Origin of the sequence: Paenibacillus gallinarum, assembly GCF_014836635.1 — a bacterium.
GTDB classification, from domain to species: domain Bacteria; phylum Bacillota; class Bacilli; order Paenibacillales; family Paenibacillaceae; genus Paenibacillus; species Paenibacillus gallinarum.
Map to the genome: position 1 here is coordinate 215,860 of NZ_JACSQL010000009.1, position 22,518 is coordinate 238,377.

The following is a 22,518-nucleotide window of genomic DNA, read 5'->3' on the forward strand; positions in this document are numbered from 1 at the left end:
ACTGAATAGACTTGGAGGTCATCATGCTACCAGAAGCACTTTCTAATATTTTTCGAGCCAAACAAAAATCATATAAAATGGTCCTTATCTTATCCATTATTGAATTTTATGAGAAAACTCACTCGTATCGGGCTTTAATAGATCAAATAGCTCAGAATTTCTTGGCGCACTATCAAAAAGAGAGCGAAGCAGGAAATACGGTAGATACTCCACCAGAACAGAAAGCTTCTGGGTGGAATGATTTCACGTTATCCCAAACAAAGGGACTGCTAAAAACACCAATTGAGGCCCTATCAGCCGTACTCAATTTCGATCAGGCTAATCAGACTCTCACCTTGGCCAATCCAGAATGGTTCAACGAAGAGACACTTAAGGAGCTAAAAGAATACGCCATGGAAGAGCTGAATAATTACAATAAGAAACTTGAATTAAGTAGAAATCTTCCTTCTTTTTCTTTACAAGCTGCCTTATCTCAAGTAATGAACACGTATCTCCAAGCCAAAACAGAACCTTTTGCTCAGCACCCTTTAGGCACACTAGTAAGGAACACGATTCCAAATCAGTTGGTGGATCTGCTCTCTTTAGATGAACATTACAAAATTCAAGGTTCCATTGGACAAGGTAACTGGGCAAGTATCCCTTGGATTGTACTCATGGACAAACGAATTACACAGACGACACAAAAGGGAGAATACATCGTGTATTTGTTCTCCGATGATATGCAGTCAGTGTATCTTACTCTGGCTCAAGGAGTTACAGAACCATTAAAAGAGGGAAGAACTAAAGGATACGAATATCTCAAAAAGAAAACGGAAGAAATCCGTAGCTTGATCCCATTAGAAGGACTACATAAAGATGAGAATATCTTTCTCACAGATAGAAGTGGTCTAGGCCGAGATTACCAAGTTTCTACGGTAGCTTATATCAAATACGAAAGGGATGCTTTACCGGAGGATGACGAGCTTATACAGGACCTTCAGAACTTAGTTTCTAACTATAATCAATATGTAGATATCGTACTTCATAGTAGAGAAGAACTTACTTCAGATAAGGAGCCAAATCCGGTGACATTAACAGTCAAAGAACAACTGGAACAAGCAAAAAGGTATATTCACCATAAGGGGTTCCTTTATCCAGATGGTCTCATGGAGAACTTCTACTTGTCTCTCAAGTCGAAGCCTTTTGTTATCCTAGCGGGTGTATCGGGTACAGGGAAAACGAAGCTGGTAAAGCTTTTTGCTGAAGCATTAGGTGCTACGATGGATAACGGACAATTTACTTTGATTCCCGTAAGACCGGACTGGAGTGATCCATCTGATCTCTTAGGTTACAAAGACCTTGCGGGCGTATTTAGACCCGGAAGATTAACAGAAGTGCTGGTAGAAGCATTGAAGCCGGAGAATAAGGACAAGCCTTATTTTATATGCCTAGATGAGATGAACTTGGCACGAGTAGAGTATTATTTTAGTGATATTCTAAGTGTCATGGAAACCCAAGAATGGAACGGTGACCGTATTATTACTTCTCCCCTAATTGGGTCCGAGTCATTAAGAGAGGAAGACCGGCCATTGTATGGCGGTGTATCTCTACCAGATAACGTGTACGTTATTGGAACGGTTAATATGGATGAAACGACACATCCGTTCAGCAAAAAGGTGTTGGATCGCGCCAACACGATTGAGTTCAATTACATTAATCTTCAGCAATATCCTGATTATGATGAGGAAGAAGTATTTTCATCTTCTGGGGCAAATAATCTGTTTCTGAGAAGTGATTATTTACAGTTATCTGATGTGTACAGTACATACCAAGAACTGGTGCATTCAACAACGGAAAAGCTTGTTCGAATCAACGATATTCTCGAAGAAATTCATTCCCATGTCGGCTTCCGTATTCGTGACTCCATTTGTTTTTATATGGTGTATAATCAGCGATTTGATCTGATGCCACATGATAAGGCTTTTGACGGACAACTTCTTCAAAAGATATTACCAAGAATTCAGGGAAGCAGCTTATCTGTAAAAAGAGTGTTGTTGCAGCTGATGCAGGAAGCTCTAGGTAAGTCTATCCCAATTAAGGATCTGCTAGATGATGCTTCCGAATTGTATGGGAAATACGGCAGAAAGCAGCAGGATGTAGACGTGAAATATCCGCAATCTGCACGAAAGATTGCCTTTATGTTACGGAGGTTAGAAGAAGATGGATTCACCTCATACTGGCTTTCTTAATCAAAGTGTAGAGCTCGTTCGAATAGAGACCAATCTTTTTAACCTATATATCCAGGGAAAGCCGTATCATCCTACTGTAGAATCTCTACAACTCCATCGTAAGGATACAGGAGCATGGATAGATTCGAACACCCTGCAGATAGAGATCCTATCGGATGAGCTTGTACTAGAGAATATGTATGTTTTTTCACCTGAACAGGGGCAGCTGATTCTTTGGAAGACAGGGGAAAAAAGCTACCCTTTATTCTATGAAACGCAGTCATATGAACTTGTCATAGAGAAAAAGCAAACAGCAGAACTTACTTTTCATCATAACAATGTTTATATTCGTCAGGCCATAAAGCCACTAGGCCGTTCGATTCTTTCTGGAATTCTGAATTTTCAGAATGAGGTAGGACTTACAGAGCTAGAACTTCAATACCGAGGACGACCGTTATTCCAGCTGCAACTCGAAATCTATCCCTCTAAGATGGATTACAAAAGAGATTACCAGATGATCTTAAGTGATATTAATCGGCAGATATATAATTTGTCTTTTGATTTTTTAAGGAAAACCTATCATCTAACGGGGTTAAAAGAGACACATAATCAGAGTCTTACAGAATTTTTCACAATCTTACAGTATGTTTTTGATCAGCTTAAACAAGCAGTGGAACGGATTCATATTAATCCTCATTATAGGCTGGAAAGAGAACCAAGAGTGGTCGATGCGTCAAAAGTAAAGAAAGCCGGCAAAGAGAATATAGCCTACATAACAAAACGTCCACATCTCCTTACACATCATGAGCAGCATGGTTTTATTCCGCATCAAGGGAGGCGGTTATACCCAACACATGCCCTCGAAACGAAACGTCATGCTGAGTATGATACGATGGAGAATCGTTTTGTTAGATGGGTATTAATGCGAGTATCTAAGAAGCTGAAACAGATGAAGATGAAACTCGCCGTATCAGGGAAACTCCAGGACCCTTTGTTGGATAAGAAAATGACATCCATGCAGAATCAGTTACAACGGATTTTACAACTGGATTTTCTGAAGAATGTGGGGGAAATGAAACAACTCTCCGTTACGCTAGTGCTGCAGATGGCACCAGGATATAGAGAGGTATATCGAAGTTACTTGATGCTCATGAAAGGGCTCACGGTACACAGTGATCTATTCCGATTGTCTATGAAGGACTTAGCGCAACTGTATGAATATTGGTGCTTCCTGAAGATTAACGAGCTTCTAGCTCGCAAATATGAATTGTTAAAACAAGATATCATCAAGGTTAATCGTACAGGTATGTTTTTTACGCTGGATAAATCGCAAGCAGCCAAAATGGTGTACCGTAATCAGAAAACGGGAGAAGTTTTTACGCTGTACTATAATGCTTTACCGCGTGGTGATCGCAGTGCAACCCTTGGTCAAAAGCCAGATAATGTGTTAACCCTGAAAAAGAATGAGTCTGCTATGGAGTACAAATATATCTTTGATGCAAAGTATCGGATTAACCCTGCCTATGAAGGATCTTATTACTATCAGAAGTACAAGCAGCCTGGGCCTGAAGAGGATGATATTAATACAATGCATAGGTATAGAGATGCGATTGTGTATGCTGATGGGGGACAAGAACTAGAGCGAAGTATGTTTGGAGCTTACGTGCTATTTCCATATCATGACGAAAAAACGTATCGTGAACATAAATTTTATAAAAGCATTGAGCTAGTTAACGTTGGTGCGTTTCCCTTTTTACCAAACTCTACGGAGTTAATGGATGCATTTTTGGATGAAATTATTATGGATAGTCCAGAAAAAGCATATGAGCGATCAACGCGTCCTCGCGGGACGGAAAGTTATTATCAGAATAAGTTATCCGGTAAAAATGTTCTGGTAGGATCGTTAAGAGAGGTTGCTCAATTAGAAAGTGCATTACAGTATCATTACTATCATCTACCCCTTGAAAATATATCCGACCATAAGATTCTTACACAAATTGAGTACGTTGCTCTTTATCAGTCGAAAGGGAAATTCGCAGGCACGGGTGAAACGGGAATTCATTGGTATGGCAAGGTAAAGGACTGGAAAGTCGTACGGAGAGGTGAGTTGAAGGAACGACCTGCAAGAAGGGGAACGGAAGATAAGCTTTATGTGAAGTTATCCATCGAAAAATGGATGAAACGAGAAGAACCAATTATCTCGGGTGGTCTAGGTATCTATCGATTGCTTTACACATCCAAATACATTTTCGATCGTGCAAAGGAAATTGCTGAACTCAAGCTAGAGACGGAAGAGCAACTGAGTGAATGGCGGGAATTGCGGCGTAAAGGCAAGGTTAAAGTAGATTTGGATCACTCTCAGGTCGATTTGGCACATCAAGTCAAAGAAATTCGAAATGATATTGATTAAAAGTGATTTCCGTTCAAATTTCGAATTCTCATTAATAGAAAATCAATAACGAAGCGAACGTCTAGTTAGGTTCTTTATAGTTAAAAACAAAAATAGCGACCTTCCCACAAGGGATCAGTCGCTATTTCTTTTATGTCTTTTATGGAGTTGTTGTCTCCGCTGGCATTTGCTGTTCAACTGCGTTATCTAGTACATCCTGCGGAATTTTAATGCTTTCTGTCTTGTTGTAATCGGTGAGTGAGCTGTCCATCTTCATTATAATCGAGAGTGCCTGACCATCCATGTCCATATCCATAGTCATGGAATAGACGAGATCTTTTGGATAGTAGGTCTCTTTATCTACACTATAGGAAATGTCCATGGTTTTAATGCTCATTTGCTGCATCATGGCCGCCATTTGCGGATCGGTAGCACCGCTTTGGGACAACATGGTTGTAGCAAGTTCTTTGACTTTGTCACCGGAAAGTTTAGCTTTCAGCCAGTAGACATCTCCTTCTTCTTCAACTTTCAGATCGCTTGCGATACTATTCAGTTGTTCGAATTGGGAACCTGTATTGGATTGAGTCTTCATCTGTTCCAGCAAGGGAGCGGTTGCTTCCTCTGGCAGAGTGACCCAAGTATCTTCCACCTGTGTGTAAACTCCGTCTTCCGTAATATACTGCTTCATCTCCTGTGTTCCCTCTTGCCCCGGCAGGGAGGTTTTGATTTCTTGATAAGCAGCAATCGGGTTTAACACCAAATCTGTTTTCATCTCCATATTCACATCTTGCTTTTGTTCTTCTCCCTCCATGGTAACCGTGAGGTTTTGCTCAATTTTGCTATCCATAGAGTAACTCTTAATCTCTTTGCTTGCTTCGGTAATCCGTGTGAGTAATTCTTCTGCTGTAGGGGTTTGTTGTTCCGCATTATTTACGTCTTCGTTGTTACCTGAAGTCTGTTCGTTTGCTGTTGGAGCTCCTTCTGTTGTACCTCCTGTGCTCAGCTCGGCATCGTTATTACCACAAGCTGCAAGTACGAGGACAAGAACGATCCCCATCATAAATACATTCCATTTTTTCAAAAGAAAATACCTCCCAGTTAAAGTTATTACTCATTACCCAAATTTCATGGAAATGAATTAAAAATCAGGAAATAAATAAATAATATAGGTAAATAACAGAAAAACCAGCCCATTACAAGCTTTGTATAGGACTGGCTAAAAGATGATAAATCTATGTTTTTACATAAAGAACGGCAGTTCATTAACGCCCGCCACACGAGCAAATGTGAACAGTTGACCCTTATGATGGATTTCATGGTCAAGAGCTCTAGTCAGGATAGCAAAGCCGGGTGCTGTTTGTCCGAACAAAGCAATTTCTTGTTGCAGCTGCTCTTCGGAAATAGAAGCGAGCAGGGAGGATGTAGATTCCGTATAACGATGAACGAGGTTACGTACATCTTCCATCGTATCCCACTCATTTTTCGTTTGTGGAGGAGTGAATTCGCCGCGAATCACGGTGTTTGCAAACATCTCCATCGCTCCAGCAATATGAAGTGCGAGTTCTCCATAACTCATGCTGCCATCCCATGGTTTATACTCAGCAAGTCCTTCTTGATTAAGATCAACGAGTTTATGTAGTACTTCACGGTGTGTGTTCCACCGACTGATAAAGCTTTGCATTTCTAACATATAAATAATCCTCCTGTATAATCGTAATGAGTTCTTTAAAATGGTAACGAAAAGAAAGAAGGAATGCAAATAAAGGGGATACTGTACCCGTATTAGAGACCATCCTAATAGGAATGAGAGACGAGATAAATACTTGCAAGAATGATGAGGTAAATGGTTCAATAATGAGAGATGTGCATGCTTTTTTGGTTAAAGAACAAGACAACAGGGAGTGTATACAGATGAAACGAGTAATTATTGATACGGATACGGCAGGAGACGATACGATAGCGATCCTGACAGCACTTCATTATTTTCAGGTGGAAGGAATCACAATCACTGGGGGAAATGTAGAGTTCAATCAGGAAGTGGAGAATGCATTATATACCGTACAAGTAGCTGGAAAAGGGGGACAAGTTCCCGTATATAAAGGGATCGAGCGCCCCATGCTTACCCTTGGAACAGCTCAGCACCGTTATGTAGATGATGTACACGGTGATGATGGCATGGGCGGAGCTCATTTTCCAAAAGCAGCTCAGCGTCCGGAAACAAAACATGCGGTAGATTATATCATTGAGACGGTACATGCTAATCCTGGAGAAATTCACATTCTGGCGATTGCACCGCTTACGAACATTGCAATGGCAATTCAAAAAGATCCTACCATTATTCCGCTTATCCCTCATATCTATATTATGGGCGGGGCGAATAATGCGCTTGGTAATATCACGCCTGCAGCAGAATATAACTTCTATACCGATCCGGAAGCAGCGCGAATTGTGCTCCACTCCGGCATCCCCATGACGATGGTTGGCTGGGAGATGTGTACTCGTTACTCGGTAATGGATGATGCGGACCATGAAGAAATTGCAGCACTGGGTACAAAAGGATCCCAATTCTTCATCGATATTAATAAGGTAGTTATGCAGTTTAATAAAGAGGTACATAAACTTCCGGGTACAACACATCCCGATACGCTTCTCATGGCGGTTGCTGCGGATGAATCGATTATGACGAAGTCTGGCACGTATTTCGTCGATGTAGAAGCAACAGGGCAATATACTAGAGGATACAGCGTGGTTGATATCAATGGTCGTCTGGGGCAAACACCAAATGTACGTGTATGTGAAGATGTGAACCGTGAGGCATTTAAACAGATGTTGATCGACGTGTTATCGGCTATCAACTAATAGATAAGTAACTAAGAGGCACTCCCATTCGTAGGGGGGCCTCTTTTGTATGCATTGACCTATAATCTCACTTGGATGTACAGGCTGCGGCTATGGTACATTAGTAAGGTACATACGGATGAAATATTGCGTGAATAAGGAGGAAGCGATGGTATTTTACTTTACGGCATTTCTTGTTATTCTGCTTGATCAGCTTAGTAAATGGTGGGTACGTGACAATATAGCGATATCTGAAGTCATTCCTGTAAGAGGGATCATCTATGAACTCCAACATTACGAGAATTCTGGTATGGCGTTCAGTTTATTTCAGGGTTATGCTCGTTTATTTGGCGTAGTTGCTGTCATCTTTATCTGTCTTATTCTTTATTATAGGTACACAGGGGAAATTCAGGGCCGCATTTCGAATGCAGGAGCGGGATTTCTAGTTGGCGGTGCAGCGGGGAATATGATCGACAGGTTCTGGCATGGTACGGTAACGGATTTTTTGGTCTTCTCCGAAGGCGGAGGTATTATGAATATTGCGGATCTGGCTCTAAATGTAGGAATCATTCTCTACATTATAGGAATCATTTTGAATTATTTTTCTTCTCAGCAAAAGAAAAGGAATTTTCCGTAACGTTTTTTTGAAAAGCATATAATTTTCCTATGACAAAATTGACAGATTGGGTGTATAATTTAACATTGTGTGAACATTGTCACAAAGTATCTATACAATGGTCATGAATTTTCGTAGGAGGATTTTATTACATCATGAAGAAATGGGAATTTTTTAAACAACTTACCCGGATATTTTCGATAACGGTTATGATTGTTCCCGTGATTCTCGGAACGGTAGCTGCTTATGCAGTGACGAAAGAGTTTCATTGGTTTTTATTTTTAGTTACACTGGTGGGGGCCGTATCGGCTCATATTTTCTCTAATCTCATTAATGATCTATGGGATTACCGCAATGGGGCGGATACCAAAGCAGTTGAGCTAGAAGGTGACATTGCTACGCATTCCGCGATCCTTACATCAGGTAAAATATCGGAAAAACGTCTTGCAAGTATTACGTGGGGATTCTTGCTGCTTGCAGCTGTGTGCGGTCTTGTGCTCACAATGATCTGCGGCTGGCCTATTCTGGTTTTGGCTATAGTAGGCGCTTTGCTTGCGTATTTCTATGTAGCACCACCGCTTAAGTTGGGTTACCGAGGAAAAGGGTATGGTGAGATGGCGATCTTTATCTCCTTCGGCGTTCTGCCTGTGCTCGGAGCTTACTATGTACAGACGGGCGAATTCCATCTTACACCACTGCTATTGTCATTCCCGATCGGGATGCTCACTACGATGCTGCTATATAATCACCATTTCTTACACAGACATGCGGATGCGGCAGCTGGTAAGAATACCTTGGTTGTGGTGTGGGGAGAAGAGAAGGGGCTGCGCGCATCAAAATTCATGACTGCCCTTGCTTATGTATTTGTGATTATCGCCGTTGCATTTGATGCACTGCCGTTATACGGACTTATTGCTATCATTTCTGTCATCCCACTTTATAAAGTTTATAAAACACTGAGTGATAAAGAAAATCCTACCGAAGCGTATTTACCTCTATTTGGAGCTTCACAGCAGTCTTCTGTGTTATGTGGACTGATGATGGTGATCGCGATATTCATTCAGATTTGGACAAAGTAATAGCCAGGTTATAATTGTAAAGAAGGTTATCTCCAAGGGTTCATCTCCTTGCTGAGATAGCCTTTTTTTATTTTATCTCAAGCATTTTCGCATAAAAAAATACAATAAAATGTTTAATTTTGTGTGATTGGTGTTAATAAGAATCAATACTATGTTTAAGTGCCATGTGAAACGTTTTCGCTAAACAGGCGCAGAAACACTTTTTTTTACATAAGAAATGTAAGCGGTTTTATACACATCATGAGGAGGGGGCTACCATGGGATTGAGTATGTTCAAACGTTGTAAGCTGCTTTTACTGATCGGAGGAGCCGTGCTGACACTGAGCGCATGCAGTACCAGTGGAGCATCGGACAAGATTCAGCTGGAGTTTTTTCAGAATAAACCAGAGGCGAAGGAATCCTTCGATAAACTGGTTCAAAAATTCAACAGTGAACAATCCAAGATTGAGGTAACACAAGTGAATCCGCCAGATGCGGAGACGGTACTCAAGACGAGACTTGTCAAAAATGATATCCCTGACATCATAGCGCTTGGAGCGACGGATACATTCTCAGTCCTCTCCCAAAGCCATATTTTTATGGAACAAACCGATCAGGAGATGATCGATCTCATTAATCCGAGTTATCTAAAAATGGTAACGGATACAAGCGGTATGGATCAGCTTACCGGTATCCCATATGCAACCAATGCGAACGGCATTATGTATAACAAAACGCTTTTCAAAAAAATGGGACTAGACGTTCCGAAGACATGGGACGAGCTGCTCGAAACTGCGAAAAAGATTAAGGATGCAGGCGAAATTCCATTTTACCTAACCTATAAAGATGATTGGCAATCCAGTCTTTCCTTCAATGCGTTAGCTCTGAATCTAGAAGGTATTGATTTTTATATCGATCGTAGAGAAGACAAAACAACTTTCCAGGAAAGATATAGAGAAATCGCTGAGAAACAGCTGGCCATTCTAGATTATGGACATAGTGATAACTTTGGTAAAACGTATGCGGATGGCAATCGTGCTTTTGCGAATGGCGAAGCCTATATGTACATACAAGGAACATGGGCAATACCGGAGATCAGGAAAGCGAATCCGGATATTGAAATTGGATTTTTTGCTTTTCCGACAAGTAATAACCCAGAAGAAATCAATCTTGTTAACGGAATTGATACACTCCTGACCGTATCCAATGATACGGAATATAAAGAGGAATCGGAGGCGTTTATTAAGTTCCTGCTTCGCGAAGACAACATTAAACAGTACATTACGGAACAGAATCTATTTGCTGCTGTAGAGGGTATTGAGCAGAATGACCCAAGTGTGGCTGGTCTCATTCCTTACATAGAACAGGGGCGAGTTACAGACTTTGCCGATCATTATATTCCTTCAGCAGTACAGCTGAACTCCATCGTACAGGAGTTTTTGCAAAATGGAGATATTGACGCGTATCTAGCCAAACTCGATAAGGACTGGGATAAGGTAGCGAATCGGAGATAACACATCAAGAGAATGACGAGAGGACGGGCTTTTTAAGTAAGGAGCAAAAAGGCCCTCTCTCCACTAAGGAGGATGGAAGATGAAGAACCGGCTCACTCCGTATTACTGGATGACACTGCCTGCTGTGGTACTTTTCTTTATATTCATGACTTTGCCTGCATTGCAGGGCCTATACTACTCGTTTACCAATTGGAACGGTTTCGGAAATACATACGATTTTATTGGTTTCAAAAACTACGTTAACCTGTTCCAGGACAGCAATATTGGGAATGCTTACTGGTTTACCATCCGGTTTGCTGTGGTTGCTACGATTTTTATTAATGTCATCAGTTTACTTATTGCGCTTGGCCTTAATGCCAAGATTAAATTTCGTAACTTTTTTCGTGCAGTCTACTTCTTACCGAATATTCTGAGCATTCTAATTGTCGGATATATTTTCAACTATCTTTTCTCTAACGTGTTTCCATTATGGGGAGAAAGCCTGGGGCTTACGGCGCTGACAACGAACATTCTGGGCAGCCAGGACCTAGCTTGGGTCGGAGTCGTTACCGTTGCCATTTGGCAGGGGATTGCTTTTAATACCATTCTTTATCTAGCGGGTCTACAGACCATCCCAACAGATTTATATGAAGCTTCACAACTAGATGGAGCTGGAAAATGGCGCGAATTCTGGAGCATTACTTTTCCGCTGATCGCCCCGTTTTTTACGATTAATATGGTGCTTGCGATGAAGAATTCGCTTATGGTCTTTGACCTTGTTGTTGCCATGACCAATGGCGGTCCTGGTCGAGCAACGCAGTCAATTGCTCACCTGATCTATACAGGTGGATTTGAAGGTGGGGAATTTGCTTATCAATCAGCCAATGCCATCATTTACTTTATTCTGATTGCCTTTATCTCGATCATACAACTACGATTCCTGCAGAGAAGGGAGAGTGACGTGTAATGAAGAAACCTCGTAATCGTACCAACTGGATCGTCATGACCCTGATCGTACTCGGGACCATCGTTGTGCTGTTTCCACTTTATATGACTGTTACCATCGCACTCAAAAATCCAGAACAGATGCGTCAGTCCATCTTCGCTTTTCCTACGGATATTCAGTGGGGGAACTTCTCGAAAGCGATCGAGATGACAGGATTCTTTCGAGCACTTGGTAACAGTGCCGTGGTTACAACAGCAACCGTCATTCTAACTTTGCTGACCAACTCACTGGTCGCTTATGCGATTGCAAGAAATATGAATCATAAATTTTTTAAAGGATTATACTTTTACTTTGTCAGTGCGATGTTTATTCCCTTCCAAATCATTATGCTGCCTGTCGTTAAATTGGCGTCCGGTCTGCATATGACGAATTTGGTGGGTCTCATCTTTCTGCATACCGTATATGGACTTGCCTTTAATATCTTTATCTATGTGGCCTATATTCGTTCGATCCCCATGGCACTGGAAGAAGCAGCAAAAGTGGATGGAGCAACGACTTGGGGAACATTCTGGCGGATCATCTTCCCGTTGCTTGCTCCTATGAGTGCTACCGTCGGGATTCTAACGTGCTTGTCGACGTATAATGACTTCCTGTTGCCGCTGATTATGATTAGTGATCAGACACAGTATACACTGCCGCTTGTGCAGTATATTTTCCAAGGACAGTTTAACACCGACTTTAATCTGGCCTTCGCTTCTTATCTCATGGCGATGCTGCCAATGATCATCATCTACATTTTTGCTCAGAAGTGGATTATTAACGGCGTGACTCAGGGGTCTATCAAAGCGTAATACGCTATAAAAATAAGAACGTCTTGTATTTCCTAATAGAGGGAGTACAGGGCGTTTTTTTGTTGAAAAAGGGAAGATCCATGCTAGTAGGTTATTCAACTTTTTATACCTTTATATTGACTAAGTGGGGGCACTTCGTTAGACTAGGAATATCATTTCGACCATGAATTTACATGTAGCGGCAGAGGGATCATTTCATCCTTCTTGTGGCTGCTTCTTGTTGTTTAAGGGTCTGTAATGAACTAAGAAGTGAACGCCCGCAAGGTCTTTACTTCCTCGTTGTTGTCGTCTAATTCATAGCTGGGAACTATAAATAATGACAGGTGGAAACAGAAAATGAGTCAATCTAATTACCGTGTATTGCTGTACTATAAATTTATCAAAATTGATGATCCAGAGACGTTTACTCAGGAACATTTACAATATTGCAAGGATCTTGGACTAAAAGGCCGGATACTCATTGCGGAAGAAGGAATTAACGGAACGGTATCTGGAACTTACGAGCAAACAGAGCAGTATATGCAGGATATGAAAGCGAACCCGCTGTTTAGCGATATGTGGTTTAAGATTGACGAAGTTGAAGATCACGCGTTCAAAAAAATGTTTGTGCGTCACAAAAAAGAACTAGTGACTTTCCGCTATGAAAAAGAGCTGGACCCAAACGTCTTGTTCGGCAAACGCCTCTCTCCAAAAGAATTTTATGAAGAGCTGCAAAGCGATGATGTTGTGGTGATTGACGGCCGTAACGATTATGAATATGAAATTGGACATTTCCGCGGAGCGATCCGCCCTGATGTAGAGTCTTTCCGTGAATTCCCGCAGTGGATTCGTGAGAACTTGGGTGACGTAAAAGACAAGAAAGTCATTACGTATTGTACGGGTGGTATTCGCTGTGAGAAGCTTACAGGTTTCTTGCTAAAAGAAGGATTCCAGGATGTCGCTCAGCTTGAAGGCGGGATCGTTACTTATGGTAAAGATCCTGAGGTTCAGGGCAGACTGTTTGACGGTAAATGTTATGTATTTGACGAACGTATTTCTGTACCGATTAATCGTACAGACGAAGATATCGTGATTGCTTCTTGCTATCACTGTGGAACCATAGAAGACCAATATGTGAATTGCCCGACATGTAATTTACAGTATGTGTCTTGTGATTCTTGTGCGGAAGAGCATGACTTCTTCTGTTCGGATGCTTGCCGGGAAAAAGCAAACGTAGCGGCTGTTTCGATCTCATAAACACGAAAGCAGGTGATTCTTATGAGTGCACCAAGAGATATGTCGACACGTCAGCAAGTGCTGCATATGTTAAAGCTTCAAGGTCCGCTGAGTGCCCGTGAGATCACTGCCGAACTGAATATTACGGAGATGGCGGTACGCAGGCATCTTGCTACACTCGAGAAGGACGGGTATATTGCCCCTCATTTAGTCCGGCAGACTGCTGGTCGTCCTTCTGCCGTGTATGGACTTACGGATACAGGCGAGACACTGTTCCCCAAAACCTATCCAAAGGTTACGCTGGATTTGCTTGAGGAACTGCAAGACGAAGCCGGTGAGGAAATGATTGATCTATTGTTTGAGAGGCGCAGAAATAAGCTTCGAGAACGATATAAAAAAGAGATGGAAGATAAAGATCTAGAGAGCCGTGTTCATTCCTTGGCAAGGATTCAAAATGATGGCGGTTATATGACGGAACTTACAGAAGACGGAGAAGGCTATATTCTTCGCGAATACAACTGTCCCATTTCGGAAGTTGCCGATGTCTATCAACAGGCATGCCGCTGTGAATTAGAATTATTTGAATCTCTGCTGCAAGCTTCGGTAACCCGCACAGAATGCCTTGCCAAAGGCGGACGCTGCTGTACGTATAAGATAAAACCATCTTAAACAGGAAACGTCATAATGGAACTTAGGTTCTATTGTGGCGTTTTCTTTTTATTTTTCATAAGTTCCAGTAAAAGTAGTAATTGACGAATAGTACAAGCACCCGTAATATTAGGGAAAAGTTGTTTCTGACCATGCGTTAATAAATGCCTGGGCGACCTATTTTTAGATTCCTACAAACGGTTTCATACTGGAGGGATTTTGCTTTTTCAGCTCCAATCGCTTTAATGCAGTAATGCTATTATGTGACACCGCATGTTAGAGGTATTAATTGGAAGTGAGGTAAGCATGAAGAAAAAGAGAGGGGTATTATATATGAAGAGAAAAATGTGGATGTCTTTGATTCTTGGTGCTTCAATTACTTTGGTAGCAGGTTGTGGAAACGATGCAGGGAGTACAGGTACGAACGGTACATCGGGCGGGGAAGGCGGAGATTCGGCAGGTGAGAAGAAGACGTACACCATTGCGATCTCGCAGTACGTTGAACATCCTTCGCTCGATGCGACAAGAGATGGGTTTATTGCTGCTTTGAAGGACGGCGGTCTAGTTGAAGAAGACAATCTGAAGATAGACCTGAACAATGCCCAAGCCGACGCAGCGAATAACTTATCCATCGCTCAGAAGATTGCTACTGATAAAAGCGATCTGGTGCTCGGTATAGCTACCCCTTCTGCTCAAGCTGTCGTTCAGCAGGTAAAAGATAAGCCTGTACTATTCGCAGCAGTAACCGAACCTCTTGGTGCAAAACTTGTGACTAATCTAGAGAAGCCGGGCGGCAATGTTACAGGTGCATCTGATACGAATCCAGAAGCAATTAAGACACTCGCTACTTTCATTGCAGAGCAAATGCCGGAGATTAAAAAAGTCGGCCTTGTACTTAATGAAGGAGAACCGAATGCGGTAGTTATGGCAGGAAATGCGGAAGCGGCTTTCAAGGAACATAATATCGAACTTATTAAAGCCTCCGTAACGAATACCTCCGAGGTACAGCAGGCAGCAGATTCCCTAGTGGGCAAAGTCGATGCCCTCTATATTACACTCGATAATACCGTGGTAAGCGCAGTAGATACGATCATCAAAATTGCGAACGATAAAGACATTCCATTCTTCTCCAGTGACCGTGATACGGTAGAGAAGGGTGCATTTGCTACCGTAGGTTTTAAATATTTTGACCATGGATATCAAGTAGGTGAAATGGCGGTAGATATTTTGAAAAATGGGGCAAACCCAGCTGATCTTGCAATTACTGTACCTGATAAACTTGACCTTATTCTTAACCTCAGTGCTGCTGCAGAGCAAGGAATTGCAGTAACAGAGGAAATGAAGGCAAGCGTAACAGATCAGGAAACCAATATTATTCAGTAAAATCAGTAATATGCTCGGTAAGATGTATGGCAAGTAGGAATAGGACAGCAATGCGGAACAGGGTGGGACTCCCACCCTGTTCTCTTTAACTAGGAGGAGAAAAGTATGTTTAGTACACTGCTCGAACTGCTTGCATCAACGCCAAAAGCGATTGAGCTGGGGCTATTGTATGGACTCATGGCGCTGGGCGTATATATTACATTTCGGATTCTCGACTTCCCTGATCTGACGGTAGATCAAAGTTTTACGACGGGCGGAGCAATTGCGGCGGTGATGATAACAGCAGGTCACGCTCCTTGGGTTGCGACTCTGGCTGCTTTTGGTGGAGGAGTTGCGGCGGGAGCTTGTACTGGACTGCTGCACACCAAAGGGAAAATTAACGGACTATTATCAGGTATTCTGATGATGATTGCACTCTATTCGATTAATATGCGAATTCTCAAAGCTCCCAATGTGTCGCTGATTAATACGGATACCCTGTTTACAGGAGCATCTCCTCTGTATTTCATGTTGATCATTTCCTTTGCCGTTATCTTGCTTCTTGATGTTTTCTTTAAAACGAATCTAGGACTTGCCCTTCGTGCGACAGGTGACAATGAGCGTATGATTCGCAGCTTTGGTGCCAATACGGATACAACAAAGCTCGTAGGAATCAGCTTGTCCAATGGTCTTGTTGCTTTGTCCGGTGCTTTTATCGCACAGCAGTCCGGATTTGCAGACATTTCGATGGGGATCGGCATGATCGTGATCGGACTGGCTTCTGTCATTATCGGAGAAGCAATTATTGGTAAACGCAGTATTTTCTGGGCGATTGTTTCCGTCATTTTGGGTTCGGTTGTATACCGAATTGTGGTCATGTTAGCTTATCGCATTGAATGGCTGGAGACTTCTGACCTTAAGATTATTACTGCGGTGATCGTCATTCTAGCGCTGCTTATTCCTTCCACTCAGCGGAAAATAAAGCAGAAGAAGATGGCGAAGAAGCGGACGGCTGATCTATTAACCGGACCAGAATATACAGGAAAAAATGTAGGAGGTGGTCTATAATGCTGCACATTGATCATGTCTCCAAATTATTTAATCCAGGTACAGTAGATGAGAAAATCGCATTAATGGATGCGAATTTAACTTTAAACCAAGGTGATTTCGTAACGGTGATCGGCAGTAATGGAGCAGGCAAATCAACCTTAATGAATGTGATATCAGGCGTGCTGAAACCCGATGCCGGAGAAGTGAGAATTAAGGATAAGACGATAAGTGGTTTGCCAGAGTATAAGCGGAGCCAGTGGATCGGCCGAGTATTTCAGGACCCGATGGCAGGAACTGCACCTCAGATGACGATTGAAGAGAATCTGGCGATGGCTTACCGCCGCGGGAAATCAAGAGGGCTATCTTTTGGTATTAGTAAGGGAACGAAGCAGATATTCCGGGAGCAACTGGAGAAGCTGGGGATTGGACTTGAGAATCGGACAAGAGCCAAGGTAGGGCTCTTGTCTGGTGGGGAAAGACAAGCACTCAGCCTGCTCATGGCGACATTTACTCGCCCCGAGATTCTGCTCTTGGATGAGCATACCGCTGCACTTGATCCATCGCGGGCCGAGCTGATTACGAGCATTACAGAATCGCTCGTCCGAGAGATGAACCTGACCACCTTGATGGTAACTCATAATATGGAACAAGCGATTCGGCTGGGGAATAGGCTAATTATGATGGACAAGGGCCGGATTATCCTTGATGTGAATGCGGAGCGTAAAGCAACCCTGACTGTGGCTGAACTGCTGCGGGAGTTTGAACAGATTAGCGGAACCACACTAGCCGATGATCGGGTTGTTCTTGGATAGAAGCGTGTTCTTACAGAATGGAAAGGAAGCTGGCACTCGTAGAGTGCCGGTTTTTTTGCATCATATGATACATGATTTAATAGATTCCCCATTCGTTCTGCTTAGACCTCCCACCAGACGAGGTTGGCTGTACTGGCAAGAACTCCTGCAACAGACAAAGCGCCGCTTATGGTTAGTGTAAAAGATTGACCTGAAGGAATGATAAAATCACCAAACTCGTTATACTCGAGGGGTCCTGCAGCGAGAGGCATGGAGAGGATCGAAGTTCCTCCCGTAGAAGCAGAGGTGGACGAGCGGACGGTCATTAGGCTTGTGTTACTGCTTGCAAAATTTAAATTAGCAGCTGTCAGCGTAGTCGGTCCTGTTAAAGCACCATTTCTAATGATCGTCATTGCTCCGGAAAATGAGGATAACAAGCTAAGTGAAACATTGATACCACCCGAAATGCGAGAAATAAAAGCGGTTCTTCCACTGCCTGCGGGATTGGTCAGCTGTATGGTAATGATAGAAGATCCCCCAAGCAGTCCAAGCGTAGCAGAGTTCGTTGCTCCTGCTGTAAATAGCCTTCCCGCCTGACTTGCACTCGCTTCTGCAGGAGCCGCTGCACTTGGAGATTGATACGTATTCAGTTGTAGCTGCGGCAGAGGTTTGTTCTCATTGCTAAAAATACGATAGTTAGGCATGGACTATTATCCCTCCTTACAAACTTTGATTTTAAAACTCCCACCAGCTTACATTGATGGATCCCGTGAGTGCACCGGTTCCGAGACTGAATGTTACGGATTGACCTGAAGGAACAATAATTGTCCCCGGAAGTCGAATATGATAAGCGCCAGAGGTTAGTGGAATGCTCATGATGCTTACAGGACCGCCTGTAATGGAACCTGACACCTGCTGTGCAGTCATTACACTAGTAATCGGGCTTCCAAAAAGATTGTTAATAGGAGTTAATCCAACACCGCCGGTTAACGTACCTCCCCGGTACAAAATAAGCGAAGCAGCAGATGTAGTACCCCCGATCGCTTGTGAGAAGTAAAGAGTACGTCCGCTGCCTGCGGGATTAACCACCTGTAATAAAAGACTGCTACCCGAAGCTACCGCAACGTTTCCCGTTGTTAAGGAGAACAGTCTCCCTGCGGCAGCAGCTCCGGCATCAGGAGTCGCTTCAACACCAGGCGATACGTAAGTATTCATTTGTTGTGTATATAAAGGCCGGTTGGATGAATTAAATACATTATAGTTGGTCATGGATCTTCCTCCTTTCGTAGAATTCAGTTCCTAAGTTCCATCTGGTATGGCTGCTAGAACACATTGGATGATAAGTATTATCCAAAACTAGTATATGGAAATAGTATGAATTTGGTTTGGGTTGTCCTTACCGTAAAAAAAAGAGTGAGGCTTGCGCCGTTACTACTCGCAAGGTCCTGGCATAGAATGACGTAGCACTGCTGCGGTGTAGATCATGTTCTATGGAGGAGGCTCTTGATGCCAAACTTTTCAAGTTTTAACTTAAACCCGGACAATTTAAGGACGCTGATATATGGCACGGACAATGATGAAGTATCCCATCCTGTTCGTACGGATCCATCGGGTAACCTGGTGGGTGTTATTTTGGATGGTACGATTAGTAACATGCCTAGTATCACAAGCGTATCTATTACAGCCGGTACGATTTCAAGTGTACTCGGAGCAACAATTACGGCGGGAACCTTGACGAGCGTGCTAGGAACAACGATTACCGCGGGAACCATAACGGGAGTGCTGGGAGCCACAGTCACAGCGGGAACGCTGACGAACTTATTGGATGGAACCCTGACGAGTGTGCTCGGGGCAACAATTACGGCGGGGACACTAACGAGTGTGCTAGGAGCAACAATTACGGCAGGAACCTTGACGAGCGTGCTAGGAACAACGATTACCGCGGGAACCATAACGGGAGTGCTGGGAGCCACAGTCACAGCAGGAACGCTGACGAACTTATTGGATGGAACCCTGACCAGCGTGCTCGGGGCAACAATTACGGCAGGAACACTCACAAGTGTACTCGGAGCAACAATAACAGCAGGAACGCTGACGAACTTATTGGATGGAACCCTGACGAGTGTGCTCGGGGCAACAATCACGGCGGGGACACTAACGAGTGTGCTAGGAGCAACAATTACGGCAGGAACCCTGACGAGTGTGCTGGGGGCAACAATTACGGCGGGAACACTGACGAACTTATTGGATGGAACCCTGACCAGCGTGCTCGGGGCAACAATCACGGCGGGGACACTCACAAGTGTACTCGGAGCAACAATAACAGCAGGAACGCTAACGAGCATACTCGGAACCACGATTACCGCAGGAACAATTACGAGCGTACTGGGAACCACGATCACGGCAGGAACGCTTTCGAGTTTGCTGAACGGTACGATCACCAGTGTGCTTGGAGCAACCATTACAGCCGGGAGACTAGATAGTATTACATCCATATCACAGAAAAGCTTCCAGGAAATACCTACGCTTGGAATTACAACGGCAGATGCTTACACCCCTCTCTCTCCAGTCACCACAAGTGTGTTTGGAACCTACTCCTTCTTTGTTTATAACTCAGGAGCAACAGGTAGTGCGGATGCAAGAGTGGAGATCAGTGCAAATGGAACGAACTGGTTCACCGATGTGGACACGGTCACAGGAATTGCTGCAGGATCGGTTGATGTGCTTGTTCCGCAGCGTTTCCTCAAATATACACGGCTTGCTTATAGATCCAGCACGCCAGGAACACCTGCCACCATTAGTGTGTATTTCAACGGACAAGGCACATAATAAGCGCTGCACACATATACGTACATGGAGTCTCAATAGAGACCCATGTATTTTTTTGTAACCGGGGGAGAGTTTCACGATGAGTATTCCTACTTTGGGAGTTCACCTGATTGTATATAACGAAGAAAAATGGCTTGAAGCATGTTTGGAACAGATTCATAACATGGCCGATGAGCTGATCATTGTCGATACGGGTTCTACGGATCGTTCTGTTGAAATAGCAGAGAAGTACGGGGCAACCGTAATTCATAGTCCGTGGGAACACGATTTTGCAAAAGCCCGTAATGCCGGGTTAGTCCATGCAAATACTGATTGGATTCTTGTGCTGGATGCAGATGAACAGGTGATAGTAGGGCAAGAAGAGATCAAGGAGTTTCTAAAGCAGGAAGAAGGAAGCCAGTGTCTGATTAAACTTATGAACTGGACGGGATCTGGTCCGGAGGATTGTATTCTTTATTTTGCACCACGCGTGTTTCGTAATAGAGAGGGTTACCGGTACGAAGGGATGATTCATGAACAACTCGTTCAAGCAGGGAAAGGGTCTTTGGGTGAGATCGGGCTGAATATGGAGTATGGAATGAAACGTTCTTCGACAAAGATAAAAACAACCTCTCCACCTTCCATCTGTCCGCTGAAAGTGAATCATTACGGGTATCTTCCCGCAGTCATGAAGAGTAAACAGACGGCTATGCGCAACCTGAAAATAATTCAGCAGGCACTCCTACTCAACCCAGACGATGCGTTTCATCTTTATAATCTGGGAGTGACGTACTGCCAGTTAGAAGATAGGGAGCAGGCTAGAGAAATTTTCCTTAATGCACTAAACAGCTGCCCCGTGGATGCTCCATACCGAGCAACTCTAGTACGGGACTTGGGAAAGCTGCTCTATGCAAACCACGAGTTAGAACAGGCAAGAATTCTGTTGCTGACAGAAATCAGACAATACCCAGACTACCCTGATCTTCACATGCTGCTTGGATTTGTTGAAAAGGAATACGGGATGGCAGAGCAAGCTTATGTTTATTTCGAAAAAGCAGTTAAGTCCGGTCTTTCTTCAAAGAACCAAGCTGTAGCATATGTTACGGAGGCTGGGGCAGACAGCTATATCCCGCTCACCCATATGGCAGATATAGATAAACGCAAGGGGAGAGCATCCTATGCAGAGGATCACTACAGGTCTGCTATAAAGGTACATCAAGGTTATCTGCCAGCGATTAGCGGGTTAGCTGATTTACTGCAAAGAGAAGGGATAGCTGACTCCTCGGTTAAGCAAATTTTGGTGGAGATCATCGACAGGGAAAACCCTGAACATCTGCATAAAGCAGCGTATGCACTCATGTCATGTGGAGCATATGAAGCGGCTCTATCGATTCTGCCGGTGCAATCCATTGGGATAGAAGATGAAAGCTGGGCCCGTGCCTGTCTGATCCAGACACAAAGAAAGTCACAAGCGATACAGCGATCACAGCTGCTGTTAGAACAGAATAAGGGAATTAGTCAGGATTTAAGTGATCAGCCCGTATCTCCATGCAAGCAAGAGCAAATTGACTTAGCTGTACTAGACTGGGCGATTTGTTCATGGTCCTGCGCAGAGCCATTACCGCAAGAGTTCTACCGATATTGTAATGAAGATAGCTTGTTCTATTCGCAGATAGAACGGCGGTTGTTGAACATAAGACAGCAGACTGAACTAGAAGATCTTCCTCAGCTGGATTCAGGGACTCTTTTGCAAAAAGCAGAAATGCTTGCAAACCGGGCAGCGGCCTGCGGGCAGAAAGATCTGCTCCTTTTCCTGAAAAAGGCGGGATTATTGTTACCCCGCACAGCAGCTGATCTTTTATATGAATATGGTTTTCGATTGGAGGCGGCAGAGCAGTACCTGGAGCAATTAGCGAAGGGGAACCTTCTCTTCGAAGGGATGTTTCAGCTGGCCGAATATATGTATGATCGTGCTAATTACGCAGAGTCTCTTGCTTTGTTTGAGCAGGCAATCACGTTATCAAGAGATGATAACCGCGCTAGAATGGGGGCAGCAGCCAGCTGCTTGCAACTGGCAAAAGAAGCGGCTGTACGGATGCTGAATACACAAACTGCAAAAACATCGGAAAACACATTTTCTACCTTAGCTCAGGATGTTGCCGAGCTCACGGGCAGTCTGCAAAGGTTAGATGACCTGAACTGGAAAACATCATGGGACGGTCAGGCAAGAAGGAGAGGGGTGTGAG

The 22,518-nt window shown here is 43.5% G+C and carries 19 protein-coding genes; 15 read left to right on the top strand and 4 right to left on the bottom strand.

Annotated features, from left to right (window positions below):
* Nucleotides 1-23: 23 nt before the first annotated feature.
* Together H9647_RS18325 and H9647_RS18330 are read left to right on the top strand one after the other, a co-directional pair.
* Complete coding sequence (locus H9647_RS18325) at nucleotides 24-2,228, top strand: MrcB family domain-containing protein (RefSeq protein ID WP_191802643.1); 2,205 nt, start codon at nucleotides 24-26, stop codon at nucleotides 2,226-2,228.
* Nucleotides 2,200-4,617: a restriction endonuclease-like protein gene (locus H9647_RS18330; RefSeq protein ID WP_191802645.1), complete on the top strand. Its 2,418-nt coding sequence runs from the start codon at nucleotides 2,200-2,202 to the stop codon at nucleotides 4,615-4,617. The genes H9647_RS18325 and H9647_RS18330 overlap by 29 nt, the downstream gene beginning before the upstream one ends.
* A 139-nt stretch (nucleotides 4,618-4,756) precedes the next feature.
* On the opposite strand, the gene H9647_RS18335 is transcribed toward H9647_RS18330, so the two are convergent.
* Both H9647_RS18335 and H9647_RS18340 read right to left on the bottom strand, forming a co-directional pair.
* Entirely contained in the window at nucleotides 4,757-5,677 is a 921-nt protein-coding gene (locus H9647_RS18335; protein ID WP_191802647.1) for a DUF6612 family protein, read from the bottom strand.
* Nucleotides 5,678-5,836: 159 nt separating this feature from the next.
* The gene (locus tag H9647_RS18340; RefSeq protein ID WP_191802649.1) at nucleotides 5,837-6,286 is read right to left on the bottom strand and encodes a DinB family protein; all 450 of its coding nucleotides are present in this window, start codon (nucleotides 6,284-6,286) and stop codon (nucleotides 5,837-5,839) included.
* 221 nt (nucleotides 6,287-6,507) lie between these two features.
* Here H9647_RS18340 and H9647_RS18345 point away from each other — a divergent pair, with 221 nt between their 5' ends.
* The 11 genes from H9647_RS18345 (at nucleotide 6,508) to H9647_RS18395 (ending at nucleotide 17,485) form a co-directional block, all read left to right on the top strand.
* Nucleotides 6,508-7,455: a nucleoside hydrolase gene (locus H9647_RS18345; protein WP_191802651.1), complete on the top strand. Its 948-nt coding sequence runs from the start codon at nucleotides 6,508-6,510 to the stop codon at nucleotides 7,453-7,455.
* A gap of 148 nt (nucleotides 7,456-7,603) precedes the next feature.
* Nucleotides 7,604-8,071 (top strand): signal peptidase II, encoded by a 468-nt coding sequence (lspA, locus tag H9647_RS18350; protein WP_191802653.1) that lies wholly within the window; start codon nucleotides 7,604-7,606, stop codon nucleotides 8,069-8,071.
* Nucleotides 8,072-8,205: 134 nt separating this feature from the next.
* Nucleotides 8,206-9,129, top strand: coding sequence for a prenyltransferase (locus tag H9647_RS18355; RefSeq protein ID WP_191802655.1), 924 nt, complete (start codon nucleotides 8,206-8,208; stop codon nucleotides 9,127-9,129).
* Nucleotides 9,130-9,386: 257 nt separating this feature from the next.
* Complete coding sequence (locus H9647_RS18360; protein WP_404822639.1) at nucleotides 9,387-10,622, top strand: ABC transporter substrate-binding protein; 1,236 nt, start codon at nucleotides 9,387-9,389, stop codon at nucleotides 10,620-10,622.
* Nucleotides 10,623-10,701: 79 nt separating this feature from the next.
* Nucleotides 10,702-11,568 carry a carbohydrate ABC transporter permease gene (locus tag H9647_RS18365; RefSeq protein WP_191802657.1) on the top strand — a complete coding sequence of 289 codons (867 nt, stop codon included), beginning with the start codon at nucleotides 10,702-10,704 and terminating at the stop codon, nucleotides 11,566-11,568.
* Entirely contained in the window at nucleotides 11,568-12,398 is an 831-nt protein-coding gene (locus H9647_RS18370; protein WP_191802659.1) for a carbohydrate ABC transporter permease, read from the top strand. Before H9647_RS18365 ends, H9647_RS18370 begins: the two co-directional genes overlap by 1 nt.
* A 336-nt stretch (nucleotides 12,399-12,734) precedes the next feature.
* Nucleotides 12,735-13,634: an oxygen-dependent tRNA uridine(34) hydroxylase TrhO gene (gene trhO / locus H9647_RS18375; protein ID WP_191802661.1), complete on the top strand. Its 900-nt coding sequence runs from the start codon at nucleotides 12,735-12,737 to the stop codon at nucleotides 13,632-13,634.
* Between the two features lie 21 nt (nucleotides 13,635-13,655).
* Complete coding sequence (locus tag H9647_RS18380; RefSeq protein ID WP_191802662.1) at nucleotides 13,656-14,282, top strand: helix-turn-helix transcriptional regulator; 627 nt, start codon at nucleotides 13,656-13,658, stop codon at nucleotides 14,280-14,282.
* A 312-nt stretch (nucleotides 14,283-14,594) separates the two neighbouring features.
* A complete protein-coding gene (locus tag H9647_RS18385; RefSeq protein ID WP_191802665.1) occupies nucleotides 14,595-15,644 on the top strand; it encodes an ABC transporter substrate-binding protein in 1,050 nt (349 codons plus the stop codon).
* 105 nt (nucleotides 15,645-15,749) lie between these two features.
* Complete coding sequence (locus H9647_RS18390; protein ID WP_191802667.1) at nucleotides 15,750-16,691, top strand: ABC transporter permease; 942 nt, start codon at nucleotides 15,750-15,752, stop codon at nucleotides 16,689-16,691.
* Nucleotides 16,691-17,485 (top strand): ABC transporter ATP-binding protein, encoded by a 795-nt coding sequence (locus H9647_RS18395; protein WP_191802670.1) that lies wholly within the window; start codon nucleotides 16,691-16,693, stop codon nucleotides 17,483-17,485. Before H9647_RS18390 ends, H9647_RS18395 begins: the two co-directional genes overlap by 1 nt.
* Nucleotides 17,486-17,586: 101 nt before the next feature.
* Here H9647_RS18395 and H9647_RS18400 read toward each other — a convergent pair whose 3' ends face one another.
* Nucleotides 17,587-18,168: a hypothetical protein gene (locus H9647_RS18400; RefSeq protein ID WP_191802673.1), complete on the bottom strand. Its 582-nt coding sequence runs from the start codon at nucleotides 18,166-18,168 to the stop codon at nucleotides 17,587-17,589.
* Nucleotides 18,169-18,199: 31 nt separating this feature from the next.
* The gene (locus H9647_RS18405) at nucleotides 18,200-18,733 is read right to left on the bottom strand and encodes a hypothetical protein (RefSeq protein WP_191802675.1); all 534 of its coding nucleotides are present in this window, start codon (nucleotides 18,731-18,733) and stop codon (nucleotides 18,200-18,202) included.
* A gap of 237 nt (nucleotides 18,734-18,970) precedes the next feature.
* Here H9647_RS18405 and H9647_RS18410 point away from each other — a divergent pair, with 237 nt between their 5' ends.
* Nucleotides 18,971-20,293 carry a DUF6385 domain-containing protein gene (locus H9647_RS18410; RefSeq protein ID WP_225229391.1) on the top strand — a complete coding sequence of 441 codons (1,323 nt, stop codon included), beginning with the start codon at nucleotides 18,971-18,973 and terminating at the stop codon, nucleotides 20,291-20,293.
* A gap of 79 nt (nucleotides 20,294-20,372) precedes the next feature.
* Nucleotides 20,373-22,517 carry a glycosyltransferase gene (locus H9647_RS18415; RefSeq protein WP_191802677.1) on the top strand — a complete coding sequence of 715 codons (2,145 nt, stop codon included), beginning with the start codon at nucleotides 20,373-20,375 and terminating at the stop codon, nucleotides 22,515-22,517.
* Nucleotide 22,518: the final 1 nt, after the last annotated feature.